2 protein-coding genes are annotated in these 20632 nt (G+C 76.6%); both read left to right on the top strand.

Translation table 11 applies throughout. The annotated features are described in order from the left end of the window. Nucleotides 1-39: 39 nt before the first annotated feature. Nucleotides 40-12525, top strand: a complete 12486-nt coding sequence (locus ACFWOG_RS23415; RefSeq protein ID WP_380360747.1) for an amino acid adenylation domain-containing protein — start codon at nt 40-42, stop codon at nt 12523-12525. 122 nt (nt 12526-12647) lie between these two features. Further along, the coding region (locus ACFWOG_RS23410; RefSeq protein ID WP_380360745.1) for an amino acid adenylation domain-containing protein at nt 12648-20632 on the top strand (7985 nt) is incomplete at its 3' end.

The following is a 20632-nucleotide window of genomic DNA, read 5'->3' as shown; positions in this document are numbered from 1 at the left end:
AGGATCGGCGGGGCGGCGAACCGGGAAGGGCCGACCCCCATGCCAGAGGCTGGCACGACGACCACGCACGCCGACCAGGAATCTCCGCGGGAGCTGACAGCCGCCCAGGCGGGCATCCTCGCGGCCCAACGGATCGACCCGGACAACCCGGCGTACAACGTCGGCCAGTACGTGCGCATCGCCGGAGAGCTCGACGAGCAGCTGCTGGAAGCCGCCCTGCGCCGCACCCTCACCGAGGCCGACGGCCTGCACATCCGCCTCGCCGAGCAGGACGGCCGCACCGTCCGGCTCCCCGGCGCGTTCGACGCCGGGTCGTGGGCCCTGCACCGCCTCGACACCAGCGGCGCCACCGACCCGGTCGCCGCCGCCGCGGCCCTCGTCCACGACCAACTGGCCGTCCCCACCGTGCTGGAGGGGCCCGACGCGGGCCCGCTCACCGGTGCGCTGCTGGTACGCGTCGGCCCGGCCGACCACCTCTGGTTCCAGTGGTTCCACCACCTGGTCGTCGACGGCTACAGCGTCGCCCTGTTCAGCCGCCGCGTCGCCGAGGTCTACACGGCGCTCGCCACCGGCGCCGACGTCCCCGAGAGCCCGTTCCGGCCCGCAGACCTGCTGGCCGACGCCGAGCGCGACTACCTCGCCTCCGACCGGCCCGAGGCCGACCGCGCCTACTGGCGCGAGCGCTTCGCCGACCGGCCGGCCGTCGTCGGCCTCACCGAACCCACCGCCGCGGCCGCCCCCACCGCCCTGCGCCACCGCATCGAGCTGCCCGCCGAGCAGTCCGCGACCGTGCTCGCCGCGGCCCGTGCGTCCCGCACCACCTGGGCCGAGGCCGCCAACGCCGCCTTCGCCGCCTACCTGCACCGGATGACCGGCGCGGCCGACGCCGTCCTCGGCATGCACTTCATGGCCCGCACCGCCCCCGGCACGCTGCGGGTGCCCGGCATGGCCGTCAACATCCTCCCCGTGCGGCTGCCCGTCGCGGGCACGGACACCTTCGCCGCGCTGCTGCGCCGCTCCGCCGAGGAGCTCAAGGCCGTGCGCCGCCACCAGCTCCACCGCGGTGAGGACATCCGCCGCGACCTCGGCCTGGTCGGCACCGACGGGCGCCTGCACGGGCCGATGCTCAACATCAAGCCCTTCGACCTCGACCTCGACTTCGCGGGCAGCCCCGGTACCACCGTCAACCTGGCCTCCGGGCCGGTCGAGGACTTCGCGCTCTCCGTCCACAAGACCCCGGACGACCGCCTGGTCCTGGAGTTCGACGCCAACCCGGTGCTCTACGGCGAGGGCGAACTCGCCCGCCACGCCGACCGGTTCGCCGCCCTGCTGACCCGCCTCGCCACCTCGCCCGAGCAGCCGCTGGCCGAGCTGCCGCTGCTCGCCGACGCCGAGCGCGAGGCCGTCCTGCACGGCTGGAACGCCACCGCCCGCGAGGTCCGCGAGGGCACCCTGGTCAGCCGGATCGCCGAGCGCGCCGCCGCCACCCCCGACGCCACCGCCGTGGTCGCCGAGGGCCGCACCCTGACCTACGCCGAGCTCGACGCCCGCGCCACCGCCCTCGCCCGCGCGCTGCGCGCCGCCGGGGCCGGCCCGGACCGGGTGGTCGGCGTCGCCGTGCCCCGCTCCGCCGAGTTGATGGTCGCCCTGCTCGGCGTCCTCAAGGCCGGCGCCGCCTACCTGCCGCTGGACGCCGACTACCCGGCCGACCGGCTGGCCCACATGGTCGAGGACGCCGCGCCGGTGCGCGTCGTCACCGTCCGCGCACTGCTGGAGCGGCTCCCCGAGGCCGCCCGCGCCGCCGCCCTGCTGGTCGACGAGCTCGCCGACGCCGACGCCGCCGGGCACCCCGCGCTCCCCGAGCCCGGCCCCGACCACGCCGCGTACCTGATCTACACCTCCGGCTCGACCGGCCGCCCCAAGGGCGTCGTGGTCACCCACCGCGCCATCGTCAACCGGCTCGCCTGGATGCAGCACGCCTACCGCCTCGGCGCCGACGACCGCGTCCTGCAGAAGACCCCGGCCAGCTTCGACGTGTCCGTCTGGGAGTTCTTCTGGGCGCTGTGCGAGGGCGCCACCGTCGTCCTCGCCCGCCCCGAGGGCCACAAGGACCCCGCCTACCTCGCCGCGCTGATCGCCGAGGAGCGCGTCACCACCCTGCACTTCGTCCCCTCCATGCTGCGCGCCTTCCTGGAGGAGACCTCGGTCGCCGAGCGCTGCGCCGGACTGCGCCGCGCCTTCTGCTCCGGAGAGGCCCTGCCCGGCGACGTCGTCGACCGCTGGTACGCGACCCTCCCCGCGGTGCCGCTGCACAACCTCTACGGCCCCACCGAGGCCGCCGTCGACGTCACCCACCACCACACCGCGCCCGCCGCGGGCGTCGTCCCGATCGGCCGCCCGGTCTGGAACACCCGCCTCTACGTGCTGGACGCCGAGCTGCGACCCGCGCCGGTGGGCGTGCCCGGCGAGCTGTACCTGGCCGGCGTCCAGCTGGCCCGCGGCTACCTCGGCCGCCCCGGCCTCACCGCCGGCCGCTTCGTCGCCGACCCGCACGGCGGCCCGGGCGAGCGCATGTACCGCACCGGCGACCTCGTGCGCTGGGCGCCCGACGGCACCGTCGAGTACCTCGGCCGCACCGACGACCAGGTCAAGGTCCGCGGCTTCCGGATCGAGCTCGGCGAGATCGAGGCCGCCCTGGAGGCGCTCCCCGGCGTCGTCCAGGCCGCGGTGACCGCCCGTGAGCTGACCCCGGGCGGCGCCCGCCGGCTCGTCGGCTACCTGGTGCCCGCGCCCGCCGACGCCGAGGCGCTGCGCTCCGAACTCGCCCGCACCCTGCCCGAGCACATGGTCCCGGCCGTCCTGGTCGGCCTCGACACCCTGCCGCTGAGCCTCAACGGCAAGCTCGACCGCAAGGCCCTGCCCGCGCCCGCCACCGGCGGCGGCGAGGGCGGCGGCGCCCCGCGCACCGACGCCGAGCGCGTCCTCGCCTCGCTCGTCGCCGAGGTCCTCGGACTGACCGGCGACCAGGTCGGCGTCGACGACAACTTCTTCTCCCTCGGCGGCGACAGCATCTCCGCCATCCAGCTGGGCAGCCGCGCCCGCCGCGCCGGCTTCCGGATCACCCCGCGCGTGGTGTTCGAGCGGCGCACCGTCGCCCGCATCGCCGCCGTCGCCGAGGCCACCGGCACCGCCACCGGCCCGTCCGCCGCCGCCGTCGCCGCGACCGGCCCGCTGCCGACCACCCCGATCAGCGAGTGGCTGCGCGAGCGCGGCGGCCCGATCGCCCGCTTCGGCCAGCACACCGTCGTCACCGTCCCGGCCGGCCTCGACCGGCAGCGGCTGGCCGCCGCCCTGGACACCCTGACCGACCACCACGACGCCCTGCGCCTGCGCCTGCACGTCGCCACTGACGGCGGCTGGACCCAGGAGGTCCGGCCCGCCGGCAGCGCGCCCGCCGCCGACCGGCTCCGGCACGTCGAGGTGACCGCCGGGGAGCTGACCGCCGCCGCCGCGGCCGAGCGGGAGGCCGCCGCCGACCGCCTCGATCCCGAGCAGGGCGTCGTCCTCCAGGCCGTCCACCTCGACGCCGGGGCCGACACCCCGGGCCTGCTCGTCCTCGCCGTCCACCACCTCGCCGTCGACGGCGTCTCCTGGCGCATCCTGCTGCCCGACCTGCGCGCCGCCTACGAGGGCCGGACCCCGGAGCCCGTCACCACCCCGCTGCGCGCCTGGACCACCGGCCTCGCCGAGGCCGCCGCCGGCGACCGGGTCCGCGCCGCACTGCCCCTGTGGCAGGCCGTCCTGGCCGACGGCAGCGGACCGCTGCTGGGCGACCGCCCGCTCGACCCGGCCCGCGACACCGCCGCCACCACCGGGCGACTGCGGCTGACCCTGCCCGCCGAGCGCACCGCGCCGCTGCTCGGCGCCGTCCCCGCCACCCACCGGGCCGGCGTCGACCACGTCCTCCTCACCGGCCTGACCCTCGCGCTGCTCGCCCGCCGCCGCGCCCGCCTCGGCGCCGACGCCCGCCCCGACCTGCTGCTGCGCCTGGAGGGCCACGGCCGCGAGGACCACCTCGTCCCCGGCGCCGACACCACCCGCACGGTCGGCTGGCTCACCAGCGAGTTCCCCGTCCGGTTCGACCTCTCCGGCGTCGACCCCGAGGCCGCGCTCGCGGGCGGGCCCGCCGCCGGCCGCGCCCTCGCGCTCGTCAAGGAGCAGCTCCGCGCCCTGCCCGACGCGGGCGCCGGCTACGGCCTGCTGCGCCGGCTCGACCCGCCGTCCGCCGCCGCCCTCGCGGACGTCGCCGAGCCCCAGCTGCTCTTCAACTACCTGGGCCGCTTCGCCGCCACCGGTGAGGAGTGGACGGTCGCCCCGCAGACCGGGGACGCCGTCACCGCCTCCGCCGACCCCGGCCTGCCCTGCGCCCACGCGCTGGAGATCGGCGCCTTCGTCCACGACGGGCCCGACGGCCCCGAGCTGACCGTCCAGCTCACCTGGCCGCACGGCGTGTTCGGCGAGGACGCCGTCCGCGAGACGGCCGAGAGCTGGTTCGCCCACCTCGACGCGCTCACCCGCTACGCCGCCCGCCCCGACGCCGGCGGCCTCACCCCCTCCGACGTGCCGCTCGCCCCGGTCACCCAGGCCGTCCTGGACCGCCTGGCCGCGGAGCACCCCGGCACCGAGGACGTCCTGCCGCTCTCCCCGCTCCAGGAGGGCCTGCTCTTCCACACCCTCCTCCAGGACGGGCAGGGCGCCGACGACCTCTACACCTCGCTCACCTCGCTCGACCTGCGCGGCCCGCTGGACCGCGCCGCTCTGGTCCGGGCCGTCGACGAGGTCGTCAACCGGCACACCGCCCTGCGCGCCGGCTTCCTCGGCGAGGGCCTTCCGGAGCCGCTCCAGCTGGTCGCCGGCCGGGTCCGGGTGCCCTGGACCGAGCACGACCTGAGCGCGCTGCCCGCCGACCGGCAGGACGCCGAGACCGCCCGCATCGAGGACGCCGAGGCCTCCCGCCGCTTCGACCTGGCCCGGCCGCCGCTGGTGCGCTGCGCCCTCGTCGCCCTCGGCACCGACCACCACCGGCTGGTCCTGACCCGCCACCACATCGTCATGGACGGCTGGTCCACGCCCGTCCTGCTGCGCGAGCTCGTCACCGCGTACGGCGCCGGCGGCGACACCGCCGCGCTGCCCGCGGCCGCCCCGTTCGCCGACCACCTCGGCTGGCTGGCCGCCCGCGACACCGGCGCCGACACCGCCGCCTGGCGGCAGGCCCTGGCGGGCCTCGCCGCGCCGACCCTGCTGGCCGACAGCCTCGGCACCCCCGCCGCCGGCCCGGCCGCCGCCGACGGCTCCGCCGCGGGCCGGGAGATCGGCCTGCCGATCCCCGCCGAGCTGTCCGCCGCCCTCACCACGACCGCCCGCGAGCACGGACTGACCCTCAACACCCTGGTCCAGGGCGCCTGGGCGGTCCTCCTCGGCCGCCTCACCGGCCGCACCGACGTGGTGTTCGGCGCCACCGTCTCCGGCCGCCCCGGCGACCTGCCCGGCGTCGAGTCGATGGTCGGCCTGTTCAGCAACACCGTTCCGGTGCGCTTCCGGCCGGACGAGGACGAGACGGTCGGGGAGATGCTGCTCCGCCTCCAGGCGCAGCAGTCCGGCCTGCTCGACCACCAGTACCTCGGCCTCGCCGACATCCAGGCGCTGGCCGGCCACGGCACCCTCTTCGACACCCTGCTGGTCTTCGAGAACTACCCGGTCGACCCCGACCACCTCACCGCCCGCGGCCTGCGGGTCGCCGGTATCGGCAACCGGGGCGCCACCCACTACCCGCTCACCGTGCTCACCCTCCCCGGCGAGGCCCCGCAGCTGACCGTCGAGTACCGCCCCGACGTGTTCACCGCCGAGCAGGCCGCCGCCGTCGGCGAGCGCCTGCTGCGGGTGCTCGCCACCATCGCCACCGCGCCCGACACCACCGTCGGCGCGCTGGAGATCCTCTCGCCGGCCGAACGCCGCACCGTGCTGGAGGAGTGGAACGCCACCGCGCGCGCCGTCCCCGCCGGCACCGTCGTCGACGCCTTCGCGGCCCGCGCCGCCGCCGTGCCCGAGGAGACCGCCGTCGTCTTCGGCGACCAGCGGCTCGACTACGCCGAACTCGCCGCCCGCGTCGACCGCACGGCCCGCCACCTCGCCGCGCTCGGCGCCGGCCCCGGCCGGGTCGTGGCGCTGGCGCTGCCCCGCTCGGCCGACCTGGTCGCCGCCCTGCTCGGCGTCCTCGCCTCCGGCGCCGCCTACCTGCCGATCGACCTCGACCACCCGGACGAGCGGATCGCGCTGATGCTGGAGGACGCCGACCCGCTGCTCACCCTGAGCACGCCCGAGGTCGCCGGCCGCCACCCGGTGCTGGCCGCCCACGGCAAGGGCGTCGTCACCCTCGCCGAACTCGGCACGCTGAGCGCCGAACCGACCCGCCCGCACGCCGACGACCTGGCGTACGTCATCCACACCTCCGGCTCCACCGGCCGCCCCAAGGGCGTCCAGGTCCCGCACCGCGGCCTCGCCAACATGCTGGAGCACCACGGCAACACCGTCTTCGCCCGGGCCGTCGACCTGGCCGGCGGGCGCCGCCTGCGCGCCGCGCACACCGCGTCGTTCTCCTTCGACTCCTCCTGGGAGCAGCTGCTCTGGCTCGTCCAGGGGCACGAGCTGCACGTCTACGGCGAGGACCTGCGCCGCGACCCGCAGGCCCTGGTCCAGCGCCTGCTCGCCGACCGCATCGACACCCTCGACGTCACCCCGTCGTTCGGTCAGCAGCTCGTCGAGTGGGGCCTGCTGGACTCCGAGCGGCACCGCCCGCTGCTCTTCCTGGTCGGCGGCGAGGCCGTCGGCGACGCCCTGTGGACCCGCATCCGCGCGACCGAGGGCGTGCTCGGCCACAACTTCTACGGCCCCACCGAGTACACCGTCGACACGCTCGGTGCCGCACTCGACGGCAGCCCCACCCCGTTCGTCGGCCGCCCGATCGGCAACACCCGGGTGTACGTGCTGGACGCCCGGCTCCGGCCCGTCCCGGCCGGCGTCGCCGGCGAGCTGTACATCGCCGGCCCCGGCCTGGCCCGCGGCTACGGCAACCGGCCCGCGCTCACCGCGAGCCGCTTCGTCGCCGACCCGTACGGGGCCCCCGGCGGCCGGATGTACCGCACCGGGGACGTCGTGCGCCACCGCCCCGACGGCAGCCTGGACTTCCTGGGCCGCGACGACGACCAGGTGAAGATCCGCGGCTTCCGCGTCGAGCCCGGCGAGGTCGAGGCGGCCCTCGCCGCCCAGCCCGGCATCGCCCGGGCCGCCGTCCTGGCCCGCGCCGGCGGAGGCGGCGTCAAGCGGCTCGTCGGCTACGTCGTCGCGGCCCCCGGGGCCGCCGCCGACCCCGCCGCGCTGCGCACCGCGCTCGCCGAGGCGCTGCCCGAGTACATGGTCCCGGCCGCGATCGTCCCGCTGCCCGCGCTGCCGCTGAACGTCAACGGCAAGCTCGACCGGCAGGCCCTCCCCGAGCCCGGCGCCGACGCCTTCGCCGCCCCGGCCGGGCGGGCCCCGCGCACCGAGCGGGAGGCCGTGATCTGCGGCGTCTACGCCGAGGTGCTCGGCCTGCCCGCGGTCGGCATCGACGACGACTTCTTCGCCCTCGGCGGCCACTCGCTGCTCGCCACCCGGGTGATCGGCCGGCTGCGGGCCGCGCTCGGCACCGAGGTCGCCGTCCGCGACCTGTTCGAGAGCCGCACCCCCGTCGGCCTCGCCGCGCGGCTCGACGGCGCGGCGACCGGCCGCACCGCCCCCGCGGCCCGCCCGCGTCCCGAGCGGATCCCGCTGTCCGCCGCCCAGGCCCGGCTCTGGTTCCTCTACCGCCTCCAGGGCCCGAGCACCGCGTACACCATCCCGTGCGCGCTGCGGATCGACGGCCCGCTCGACGCGGACGCGCTGCGCGCCGCGTTCGGCGACGTGCTGGCCCGCCACGAGGCGCTCCGCACGGTCTTCCCCGACCACGACGGCCGGCCCTTCCAGCGGATCCTCGACCCCGGCACCGCCGGCGTCCCGTTCACCGTGGCGGAGGCCTCCGGGCACCGCCTGGACACCGAGGTCGCCGCGGCCGGCGCGTACGCCTTCGACCTGGCCACCGAGATCCCCGTCCGGGCGACCCTGGTGACCGCCGGCCCCGAGCGGCACGTGCTCAGCATCGCGCTGCACCACATCGCCGGTGACGAGTGGTCCGAGGGCGTGCTGCTGCGCGACCTCGACCTCGCCTACGCCGCCCGCCGGTCCGGCGCCGCCCCGGCGTTCGCGCCGCTGCCGCTCCAGTACGCCGACCACGCGCTCTGGCAGGCCGAGCTGCTCGCCGGGGCCGAGGGTCCGGGAGCCGACCAGACCCGCTACTGGAGCGAGCGCCTGGCGGCGCTGCCCGCCGAGCTGACGCTGCCGACCGACCGGGCCCGCCCGGCCGAGGCCGGCGGACGCGGCGGCGCCGTGCGGCTGCGCCTGCCCGACGAGCTGCACGCCGCCCTGCGCGGCTACGCGCAGCGCACCGGGGCGACCCCGTTCATGGTCACCCAGGCCGCCGCGGCCCTGCTGCTCGGCAAGCTCGCCGGCACCGCCGACGTCGCGCTCGGCACTCCGGTCGCGGGCCGCACGGACGAGGTGCTGGAGTCCGTGGTCGGCTTCTTCGTCAACACCCTGGTGCTGCGCCACGACCTCTCCGGCGACCCGAGCTTCGACGAGCTGGTCGCCCGCTCCCGGGAGACCGTGCTCGGCGCGCTCGCCCACCAGGACCTGCCGTTCGACCGCCTGGTGGAGATCGTCAACCCCGAGCGCTCGCTCGCCCGCCACCCGCTGTTCCAGGTGATGGTCCAGCACCGCCGGGAGGCCGACGGCCTGGACCGCCTGCTCGGCGCCACCACCGCCCTGCTGCCCGACCCCGTCCACGCGGCCCGTTTCGACCTCGCCTTCACCTTCGTGGAGGCCGCCGACGGCAGCCGCACCGACCTGACCGTCATCCACGCCGACGACCTCTTCGACCGCGCCACCGCGCGGCTGTTCGGGGCCCGGCTGATGCGGGTCATGGAGCAGGCCCTCGCCGCCCCCGAGCGGCCGGTCGGCCGGATCGAGCCGACCGCCGCCCAGGAGCTCCGCGGCCTCGCGGGGGAGTGGAACGCCACCGCCATCCCGGTGCGCGAGGGGACCCTGGTGGACCGGATCGCCGAGCGCGCCGCCGCCACCCCGGACGCCGTCGCGGTCGTCTTCGAGGGCGCCGTGCTGACCTACCGGCAGCTGGACGAGCGGGCCGGCCTGCTCGCCGGGGCGCTGACCGCCGCCGGCGCCGGCCCCGACCGGATCGTCGCCGTCGCCGTGCCCCGCTCCGCCGAGCTCATGGTCGCCCTGCTCGCCGTCCTCAAGGCCGGCGCCGCCTACCTGCCGCTGGACACCGAGTACCCGGTCGACCGCCTCACCGCCATGGTCGAGGACGCCGCCCCGGTGTGCGTGCTCACCGTCGCCGGCCTGGAGGGCGGCCTGCCCGCGGTGCCGGGCGTGCCGGTGCTCACCGTCGACGCCCGGGCGCAGCGGACCGTGACGCCCACCGCCCCGGACGCCGACCACGCCGCGTACGTCATCTTCACCTCCGGCTCCACCGGCCGGCCGAAGGGCGTCGTCGTCACCCACCGGGCGATCGTCAACCGGCTCGACTGGATGCGCGAGGTCTACGGCATCAGCGCGGCCGACCGCGTCCTCCAGAAGACCCCGGCCAGCTTCGACGTGTCGGTCTGGGAGTTCTTCCTGCCCCTGGTCAGCGGCGCCCGCGTGGTGCTGGCCCGCCCCGGCGGCCACCGCGAGCCGGAGTACCTGGCCGCCCTGACCGCCCGCGAGTCGGTCACCGCCTGCCACTTCGTGCCGTCGATGCTCTCCGCCTTCACCGGCGCCGCCGAGCAGGACGCCGCCGTCCGCGAGGGCTTCGCGGGGGTGACGCGGGTCTTCTGCTCCGGCGAGGCCCTGCCCGCCGCCGCGGTGGACCGCTTCCTCGCCCTGTGGCCGCAGATCGAGCTGCACAACCTGTACGGGCCCACCGAGGCCGCCGTCGACGTCACCTACCACCGGGCGTGGGCCGGCTCGGGCGTCGTCCCGATCGGCCGCCCGGTCTGGAACACCCGCCTGCACGTCCTCGACGCCCGGCTGCGGCCGGTCCCGGTGGGCGTGCCCGGCGAGCTGTACCTGGCCGGCGTCCAGCTGGCCCGCGGCTACCTCGGCCGCCCCGGCCTGACCGCCGGCCGCTTCGTCGCCGACCCGCACGGTGCGCCCGGCACCCGGATGTACCGCACCGGCGACCTGGTGCGCCGCCGCATCGACGGCGAGGTCGAGTACCTCGGCCGCACCGACGACCAGGTCAAGGTCCGCGGCTTCCGGATCGAACTCGGCGAGATCGAGTCCGCGCTCGCCGCCGTGCCCGGTGTCGGCCAGGCCGCCGTCACCGCCCGCGCCCTCACCGAGGGCGGGGCCCGTCAGCTGCTCGGCTACGTCGTCCCGCAGGCCGGGGCGAGCGTGGGCGGGGACGCCGTCCGGGCGGCCGTCGCCGCCGTGCTGCCCGAGCACATGGTGCCGGTGGTGGTCACCGTGCTGGACGCGCTGCCGCTGAGCGTCAACGGCAAGCTCGACCGCAAGGCCCTGCCGGCCCCCGGCCGGCGGACCGAGCAGGCCGCCCCGGCGGCGTCCGGGCCGTCCGCGGCCGCCGCCCTGGCCCGGGTCTTCGCCGAGGTGCTCGGCCTGGCCGAGGTCGGCGAGGACGAGAACTTCTTCGCCCTCGGCGGGGACAGCATCGTCTCGATCCAGCTGATCAGCCGTGCCCGCAAGGCCGGCTACGACCTCGCGGCCAAGGACGTCTTCCAGTACCCGACCCCGGCCGCGCTGGCCGAGGCCAAGGGCCTGGCCGTCGCCCGCCCCGCCGGCCGGGCCCCGGCCGCCCCGGCCGCCGTCCCCGTCGACGGCGAACTGCCCGCCCTGCCGGTCGTGCACTGGCTGCGCGAGCGAGGCGGCCCCGTCGACCGCTTCAACCAGTCGGTGCTGGTCAGCGTCCCGGCGGGCCTGCGGGAGGAGCCGCTGCGCGCGGCCCTGGCCGCGCTGGCCGCCAACCACCCGGCGCTGCGGCTGCGCCTCGACCGGACCGACGGCCTGTGGACCCAGGAGATCCTGCCCGCCGGCCAGGCCCCCGCCACCACCGAGCCGGACACCCTGCGCCGGATCGACGCCCGCGACGGCGACCTCGCCGCGCTGCTGACCCGGGAGGCCGACGCGAGCGCCGCCGCGCTCGACCCCGCCGCCGGCCGGGTGCTGCGCGCCGCCTGGTTCGACGCCGGCGACGACCGGGACGGCCGCCTGCTGCTGACCGTCCACCACCTCGCGGTGGACGGCGTCTCCTGGCGGACCCTGCTGCCCAACCTGGCCACCGCCTACCAGGCCCTCGCCGGGGGCGGTCGCCCCGCCCTCGAACCCGAGGCGTACGGGCTGCGCGCCTGGGCCGAGCACCTGCTGACGCACGCCCAGGAGCGCGTCCGGGTCGCCGAGGCCGCCCACTGGCGCACCTCGCTGGCCGGGCCCGCCGGACCGCTGGCCCACCTCGCCGCCGACCCCGGGCGCGACACCGTCGCCACGGTCCGCACCCTGCACCGCACGCTGCCCGCCGACCGCACCGCCCCGCTGCTCACCGAGGTGCCCAAGGCGTTCGGCGCCGGCGTGGACGACGTCCTGCTCGCCGGTCTGGTGCTCGGCGCGGCCACCGCCCGCCCGGGCACCGCACCGGCCCTCCAGGTCGACCTGGAGGGGCACGGCCGCGGCGGCCACGACGGGCTGACCCCCGACCTCGCGGGCACCGTCGGCTGGTTCACCACCGTCCACCCCGTCCGGCTGGACCTCGACGGGATCGACCCCGCCGCCGCGCTCACCGGAGGCCCGGCCGCCGGCCAGGTGCTCAAGCAGGTCAAGGAGCAGCTGCGGGCCGCGCCCGACAAGGGCCTCGGCTTCGGCCTGCTGCGCCACCTCAACCCGCAGACCGCGGCGCTGCTGGGCACCGCCGGCGTCCCCCGCTCGCAGGTGCTGTTCAACTACCGGGGGCGCGCCGACGCCGCCGGCGGACCGCTCGGCGGCTGGCCGCTCGCCCCGCAGCCCGAGCGGGACGCCGTCGCCGCCGGGGCGGGCCCCGACCCGCTGATGGCCGCCGGCTACCCGGTGGAGATCGACGCGGTCGTCCGCGCCGGCGCCGACGGCCGACCCGAGCTGGCCGTCGAGTGGAGCTGGCCGCAGGCCCTGCTGACGGAGGCCGAGGTCGCGGCGCTCGCCGACGCCTGGTTCGCCGCCCTCGACGCGCTCGCCCGGCACACCGCGGGCGGCGAGGCAGGCGGGGTCACCCCGTCCGACCTCAGCCTGGTCTCGCTGAAGCAGGCGCAGATCGACCGGCTGGAGTCCCGACTGCGCGGGCGGCGCCGCCGATGAGCGCCGCCCCGCCCCCGGAGCCCGGGCCCCCGCGGCCCGGGCTCCGGCCGGATCCGCCCCGGACGCCCCTCCCCGACCCGACCGACCACCACCTCCCCACCACCAGGACCGAGAAGACCGTGATGAACGACTCCACCGCACCGATCGACGACCCCCAGGCCGAGGGCGCGGCCGAATCGGACCTGGAGGACGTCTACCCGCTGTCCTCGCTCCAGGAGGGCCTGCTCTTCCACTCCCTGTACGACGACCAGGCCCGTGACGTCTACGTCGTCCAGTCCCACCTGGACCTCGCGGGCCCGCTCGCCACGCCCCGCCTGGCCGCCGCCCTGGACGCCCTGCTCACCCGCCACGCCAACCTGCGGGCCGGCTTCTGGTACGAGGACCCGGAGGCCGTGGTCCAGTTCGTCCAGCGCACCGTGGACACCCCGCTGCGCGAGGTCGACCTGACCGCGCTCGACGGCGGGGCCCAGGAGACGGCCGTCCTCGCGGCCATGGACGAGGACTGGCACCGCCGCTTCGACCTGGACACGCCGCCGCTGCTGCGCCTCGCCCTGCTGCGCCTGGGCGACGGCCGCTCCCGGCTCGTGCTGACCTGCCACCACCTGCTGCTCGACGGCTGGTCCATGCCGATCGTCTTCCGCGAGCTGCTCGCCCTGTACGGCTCGGCCGGTGACCTCTCGGTGCTGCCGGCCGTCCGCCCCTACAAGGACCACCTGGCGCTGCTGGCCACCCGGGACACCGCCGCCGCCGAGGCCGCCTGGAGCGCGGCGCTGGCCGGTTTCGAGCAGGCCCACCCGGTGGCGCCCGGCGCCGTCGCGGCCACCGCCGTGGAGCCGGGCCTGGTCACCCGCTACGCCGACGCCGAGCTGTCGGGGCGGATCGCCGCCGCGGCCCGCGGGCGCGGCCTGACCCTCGGCAACGTCGCCCACACCCTGTGGGGCGTCCTGGTCGGCTCCCTCACCGGGACCACCGACGTCGTGTTCGGCACCACCGTCTCCGGCCGCCCCGACGACCTGCCGGGCGCCGAGTCGATGGTCGGCCTGTTCATCAACACCGTGCCGGTGCGCGTCCGGCTCGACCCCGGCGCGACCCTGGCCGGCGCCGCCGCCGCGGTGCAGCGCGAGCAGGCCGAGCTGCTGGCCCACCAGCACCTGGGCCTGGGCGCGATCCAGCGCCGCAGCGCGGTCGAGGGCGACCTCTTCGACACCCTGCTCGTGGTGGAGAACTACCAGGGCGGCGGTGACGCGCTGCGCGAGAACCTGGGCGGTACGGACGGTCTCGCCATCACCGCCCTCGGGGCCCGCGACGCCACGCACTACCCGCTCGGCGTCACCGTGCTGCCCGGCGCCGAGCTGCGCGTCGAGCTGGAGTACCGGCCCGACCTGTTCGAGCAGGCCCGGGCCGAGCGGCTCACCGACCGCTTCCTCGCGCTGCTGACCGCCTTCGCCGACGACCCCGACCTCCCGCTCGCCCGGCTCGACCTGCTGGACGACGCCGAGCACGCCGCCCTGGACGCCACCGTGGCCGGCCGTCCGGCCGACGCGGACGCCGCCCCGGTCACCGAGCTGCTCACCGCCCTCGCCGGGCGCACCCCCGACACCGTGGCCCTGGTGGGCCCGGCCCTGTCGGGCGGCACCGCCACCCTGACCTTCGCCGAACTGTCCGAGCGGGCCGACCGGCTGGCCCGGCTGCTGATCGGCCGCGGCCTCGGCGCCGAGCGGGTCGCCGCGCTCGCCCTGCCGCGCTCCGCCGACTCCGTCGTCGCCATCCTGGCCGTGCTCCGGGCCGGCGGCGCCTACCTGCCGCTCGACCTGGACCACCCGGACGAGCGCCTCGCCGTGCTCCTCGACGACGTGCGTCCGGCCGTGGTCCTGACCACCCGCGAGGTGGCCGGCCGGCTGCCCGTGGCACCCGGTACCGTCACCCTGCTGCTGGACGACCCGGCCGTCGCCGACGCCCTGGCCGCGCTGCCCGGCGGCCCGCTCGGCGACGCCGAGCGCGGCGGGCCCGTCGACCCCGCCCAGGCCGCGTACGTCATCCACACCTCCGGCTCCACCGGCCGCCCCAAGGGCGTCGTCGTCCCGCACGCCGCGCTCGCCAACCTCGCCCACGACCACCTGACCGGCGCCTTCGCCGAGGCCGCCGACGGCCGGCGGCTGCGCGCCCTGAGCGTCGCCTCCTTCTCCTTCGACTCCTCCTGGGACCAGCTGCTCTGGCTGCTCGGCGGCCACGAGCTGCACGTCCTCGGCGACGCCGAGCGCCGCGACGCGGAGACCGTGGTCGGCTACGCCCGCGAGCAGCGGATCGACGTCCTCGACCTGACGCCCACCCACGCCCAGCAGCTGCTGGACTGCGGCCTGCTCGACGGCGGCCACCGCCCCTCCGTGCTCCTGCTCGGCGGCGAGGCCCTGCCGCAGCCGCTGTGGAGCCGGCTGCGCGCCACCCCCGGCCTGCGCGCCCTCAACTACTACGGCCCCACCGAGTTCACCGTCGACGCGCTCCTCGCCGACCTCGCCGACAGCGATACCCCGAGCGTCGGGCGCCCGCTGGCCGGCGGTCGCGCCTACGTGCTGGACGCGCTGCTGCGGCACGTCCCGGCCGGTTCCCCCGGCGAGCTGTACCTGGCCGGCGTCCAGCTGGCCCGCGGCTACCTGGACCGCCCCGGCCCGACCGCCGAGCGCTTCCTCGCCGACCCGTACGGTGCGCCCGGCACCCGGATGTACCGCACCGGCGACCTGGTGCGCCGCCGCCCCGACGGCACCCTCGACTACCTGGGCCGGGTGGACGACCAGATCAAGATCCGCGGCTACCGGATCGAGCTCGGCGAGATCGAGGCCGTGCTCGCCGAGCAGCCCGGCGTCGCCCACAGCGCGGTGCTGGTGCGCTCCGGCGCCGTCGACCGCGTGGTCGCCTACGTGGTGCCCGCCGCGGGCGCGAGCCTGGACACCACCGCCCTGCACGAGGCCGTCTCGGCCCGCCTGCCCGAGTACATGGTCCCCTCGGCGTTCGCCGTCCTGGACGCGCTGCCGCTGACCGTCAACGGCAAGCTCGACCGCAAGGCCCTGCCCGACGACGCCCTCGACTACACCGGCGGGTCCGCCGGCCGGGCCGCCGAGACCGAGACCGAGCAACTCCTCTGCGAGCTGTACGCCGAGGTCCTGGGCCTGCCCGCGACCGGCGCCGAGGACGACTTCTTCCGCCTCGGCGGCGACTCCATCTCCTCGATCCGCCTGATCGGCGCCGCCCGCGCCGAGGGCCTCTCGCTCAGCCCCCGCGACGTCTTCGAGGGCCGCACCCCCGCCGCGCTGGCCGCCCTGGCCGACGCGCGCGGCGCCGCCGCCGAGGCCCCCGCGCTGCCCGAGCTGCCGGCCTCCACCGAGGCCGAGCTCGCCGCCGTCCGCGCCGTCGCGCCCAAGCTGGAGATCGAGGAGATCTGGCCGGTCTCCCCGCTCCAGGAGGGCCTGCTCTTCGAGGCCGGCTACGACGACCAGGCCCTGGACGTCTACACCTCCCGCGACCTCGTCACGCTGACCCGCCGGGTGCCGCTGGAGGTGCTGCGGTCCGCGGTCGCCGCCGTGCTGGAGCGCCACCCCAACCTGCGGGCCGGCTTCCTGCAGGACGCGCCCGGACGCCCGGTGCAGTTCGTGCCGCGCGTCGTCGACGTGCCGCTCACCGAGACCGACCTCTCCGCCCTGACCCCGGCCGAGTTCGAGGCCGAGCTCGGCCGGCTGACCGAGCGCGAGGCCGCCACCCGGTTCGACCTGGCGGCCCCGCCGCTGCTGCGCCTGGTGTCGGTGCTCGCCCCGGGCGGCGGCCAGCGCATCCTGATCACCAACCACGCCCTGCTCTGGGACGGCTGGTCGGCCGGCCTGTTCCTCCAGGAACTGCTGATCGGCTGCGCGGGCGAGAGCGCCCCCGAGCTCGGCCTGCCCTACCGGGACTTCCTGCGCTGGCTGGCCGCCCAGGACGCCGAGCAGGGCCGGACGGCCTGGCGCGAGGCCCTGGCGGACCTCGCCGAGCCCACGCTGCTGGCGCCGCAGGCCCGCGAGCGGGCCGCGCTGCTCCCGCAGGAGGTCACCGCGGGGATATCCGCCGAGCTGACCGCCCGGATCGCGGCCTTCGCCCGCGAGCGCGGCCTGACCCTCAACACCGTGCTCTCCGGCGCCTGGGGCCTGCTGCTGTCCGGCCTGACCGCCCGCGAGGACGTGGTGTTCGGCGCGACCGTCTCCGGTCGCCCGGCCGAACTGGCCGGCATCGACGCCACCATCGGCATGTTCCTCAACACGGTGCCGGTCCGGGCCCGGCTGGACGGCGCCGAGAGCGTCGCCGGCTTCCTCGCCCGCCTCCAGGCGGAGCAGACCACCCTGCTGGCGCACCACCAGATCGGGCTCGGCGAGATCCAGCGCGGCACCGGCTTCGGCCGGCTCTTCGACACCCTCCAGGTGCTCCGCAACACGCCCGCCGACCAGGGCGTCCGGGACCGCATCCGGGAGAGCCTCGGCGTGCAGGACGTCGTCGACGTCGACGCCACGCACTTCCCGCTGATCTTCATCACCAACCCGGGAGAGGCCCTCTCCTTCGAGTGGAAGTTCCGCCCGGACGTCTTCGAGCGCGCCACCGTCGAGGCGCACGCCGAACGCCTGGTCGCCCTGCTCCACCAGATCGTCGACCACCCGGACCGCCCGGTCCGCGCGCTGGACGTGCTGACGTCGGGTGAGCGGGGGCTGTTGGGGGAGTGGGCGGCGACGGGTCGTGAGTTGCCGTCGGCTTCGGTGGCGGATCTGCTGGCGGAGCGTGCGGTGTCGGTGCCGGACGAGGTGGCGCTGGTGTTCGGTGCGTCCTCATGGACGTACGCGGAGCTGGATGCGCGGGTGAACCGGCTGGCGCGGTTGTTCGTGGCGCGGGGTGCCGGTCCGGAGCAGGTGGTGGCGCTGGGGCTGCCGCGTTCGCTGGAGATGGTGGCGTCGCTGTTCGCGGTGCTGCGCAGCGGTGCGGCGTACCTGCCGCTGGAGCTGGACTACCCGGTGGACCGGCTGGCCTTCATGGTCGAGGACACCGCCCCGGCCTGCCTGATCACCGACTCCACCGCCGCCGCCCTGATGCCGGCCCACGACAACACCGTGCTGCTCGACGCCGAGGACGTCCGCGCCGAGCTGGCCGGCCTCTCCGCCGAGCCGCACCGGGCGCCCTACGACCCGGACGCGGCCGCGTACGTGATCTTCACCTCGGGTTCCACCGGGCGTCCGAAGGGTGTCGTGACGCCGTACCGGGGTCTGACCAACATGCAGTTGAACCACCGGCAGGAGATCTTCGACCCGGTGGTGGCCTCGGCCGGCGGCCGGCGCCTGCGGATCGCCCACACGGTGTCGTTCTCCTTCGACATGTCGTGGGAGGAACTGCTCTGGCTGGTCGAGGGCCACGAGGTGCACGTCCTGGACGAGGCCCTGCGCCGCGACACCCAGCGCCTGGCCGACTACTGCGCCGAGCAGGCCGTCGACGTCATCAACGTCACCCCCTCCTACGCCCAGGCCCTGGTGGAGTGCGGCCTGCTGGACGAGGGCCGGCACCGCCCGGTGCTGGTCCTGCTGGGCGGCGAGGCGGTGGCCGAGACCCTCTGGTCGAAGCTGCGCGACACCCCCGGCGTCCTCGGCTACAACCTGTACGGTCCGACCGAGTACACCATCAACACCCTGGGCGGCGGCACGCTCGACTCCGCGACCGCCACGGTGGGCCGGCCGATCTGGAACACCGTCGCGCACGTCCTGGACACCCACCTGCGGCCCGTCCCGGTCGGCGTCCCCGGCGAGCTGTACGTCTCCGGCGTGGGCCTGGCCCGCGGCTACCTGAAGCGCCCCGGTCTGACGGCGGAGCGGTTCGTCGCGGACCCGTTCGGCGAGCCGGGCGGGCGGATGTACCGCACCGGTGACGTGGTGCGCTGGCGGGCCGACGGCCTGCTGGACTTCCTGGGCCGGGCGGACGACCAGGTGAAGATCCGCGGCTACCGGGTCGAGCCCGGTGAGATCGAGGACGCCCTCGCGGCCCACGAGGACGTCGCCCAGGCGGCCGTGGTGGTCCGTGAGGACACCCCCGGCGTCAAGCGCCTCGCCGCCTACCTCGTGCCGGCCGGCGCCGGCGTCGACGTCGCCGAGGTGCGCAACGGCCTCGCCCAGCGCCTGCCCGAGTACATGGTCCCCTCGGCGTTCGTCGTCCTCGACGCGCTGCCGCTGACCGTCAACGGCAAGCTCGACCGCAACGCCCTGCCCGTCCCCGACACCACCTCCGCCGGCCGCGCCCCCCGCGACGCCCGCGAGGAGATCCTCTGCGGCGCCTTCGGCGAGGTGCTCGGCCTCAACGAGGTCGGTCCCGAGGACCACTTCTTCGACCTCGGCGGCCACTCGCTGCTCGCCACCCGCCTGGTCACCCGGATCCGCACCCTGCTGGGCGGCCGGCTGACGGTCCGCGACCTCTTCGAGGCGCCCACCCCGGCGGGTCTGGCCCACCGGGCCGGCGGCGACGGCGAGCAGCGCCCGGCCCTCGGCCGCCGCGAGCGGCCGCAGGACCTGCCGCTCTCGCACGCCCAGCGCCGGATGTGGTTCCTGCAGAACCTCGACGGCTCCGGCGCGACCTACAACGTGCCGCTGGTCGTCCGGGTCACCGGCGCCCTCGACACCGACGCCCTGCGCGCCGCCGTCCGCTCGGTGACCGAGCGCCACGAGAGCCTGCGCACCGTCTTCACCGAGCGCGACGGCTCCGTCTACCAGCACGTCCTGGACGCCCCCGCCCTCGCGGACGCCGTCCACGTCGTGCGCTCCGGCGAGCAGATCCTGGCCGCCGACGTCGAGGCCGCCGTCCGCCACGGCTTCGACCTCTCGGCGGAGGCGCCGCTGCGCGTCACCCTGCTGGAGATCGCCCCCGGTGACCACGCCGTGGTCCTGCTCTTCCACCACATCGCGGGCGACGAGTGGTCGATGCTCCCCTTCATCGACGACCTGACGGCCGCGTACACGGCGCACGTCGCCGGGACCTCCCCGGCCTGGTCGCCGCTGCCGGTCCAGTACGCCGACTACACCCTCTGGCAGCAGGAGCTGCTCGGCGCCGCCGACGACCCGCAGAGCCAGCACAGCCGCCAGGTCGCCTACTGGCGTGAGGCGCTCGCCGGGCTGCCCGAGGAACTGCCGCTGCCGACCGACCACCCGCGCGTGCCGGTGGCCGGCTACCGCGGCGACACCGTGTACGCCCAGGTGCCGCCCGCCGTCTACCGCGGGCTCCGGGAGGCCGCCCGGGCGACCGGCACCACCACCTTCATGGTGCTCCAGGCCGCCGTGGCGACCCTGCTGCACCGTCTCGGCGCCGGCACCGACATCCCGCTCGGCGCCCCGGTCGCGGGCCGCTCCGACGCCGGGCTCGACGCCCTGGTCGGGTTCTTCGTCAACACCCTGGTCCTGCGCAACGACCTTTCCGGCGACCCGACCTTCGCGGACCTGCTGGGCCGCACCCGGGACACCGACCTGGCCGCCTTCGCCCACCAGGACCTGCCCTTCGACCGGCTGGTCGAGGCGGTCAACCCGCCGCGGGTGCCCGGCCGTCACCCGCTCTTCCAGGTGATGCTCGGCTACCAGCACAACGACGGCCAGGGCGGCCGGCTGCTCGGCCTGGAGAGCCGCATCCTGCCGTTCGAGCTGGGCGCCGCGAAGTTCGAACTCGACTTCAACTTCGAGGAGACCTCCTCGACCGAGGAGATCGACATCGCCTTCGAGTACGCCACCGACCTCTACGAGCGGGCCACCGCCGAGGGACTGGTCGAGCGCCTGCTCGCCGTCCTGGAGCAGGTCGCGGCCGACCCGCACCGCCGCATCGGCGCGCTGGACGTGCTGACGTCGGGTGAGCGGGGGTTGCTGGGGGAGTGGGCGGCGACGGGTCGTGAGTTGCCGTCGGCTTCGGTGGCGGATCTGCTGGCGGAGCGTGCGGTGTCGGTGCCGGACGAGGTGGCGCTGGTGTTCGGTGCGTCCTCGTGGACGTACGCGGAGCTGGATGCGCGGGTGAACCGGCTGGCGCGGTTGTTCGTGGCGCGGGGTGCCGGTCCGGAGCAGGTGGTGGCGCTGGGGCT

Source organism: Kitasatospora sp. NPDC058406 (genome assembly GCF_042722765.1).
GTDB lineage: Bacteria > Actinomycetota > Actinomycetes > Streptomycetales > Streptomycetaceae > Kitasatospora.
The sequence above is the reverse complement of the archived record's forward strand: the minus strand, read 5'-3'. Positions and strand labels throughout refer to the sequence as shown.

Coding starts and splice junctions, on each gene's coding strand:
- ACFWOG_RS23415 (WP_380360747.1), top strand. CDS start 40: ATGCCAGAGGCTGGCACGACGACCACGCACGCCGACCAGGAATCTCCG.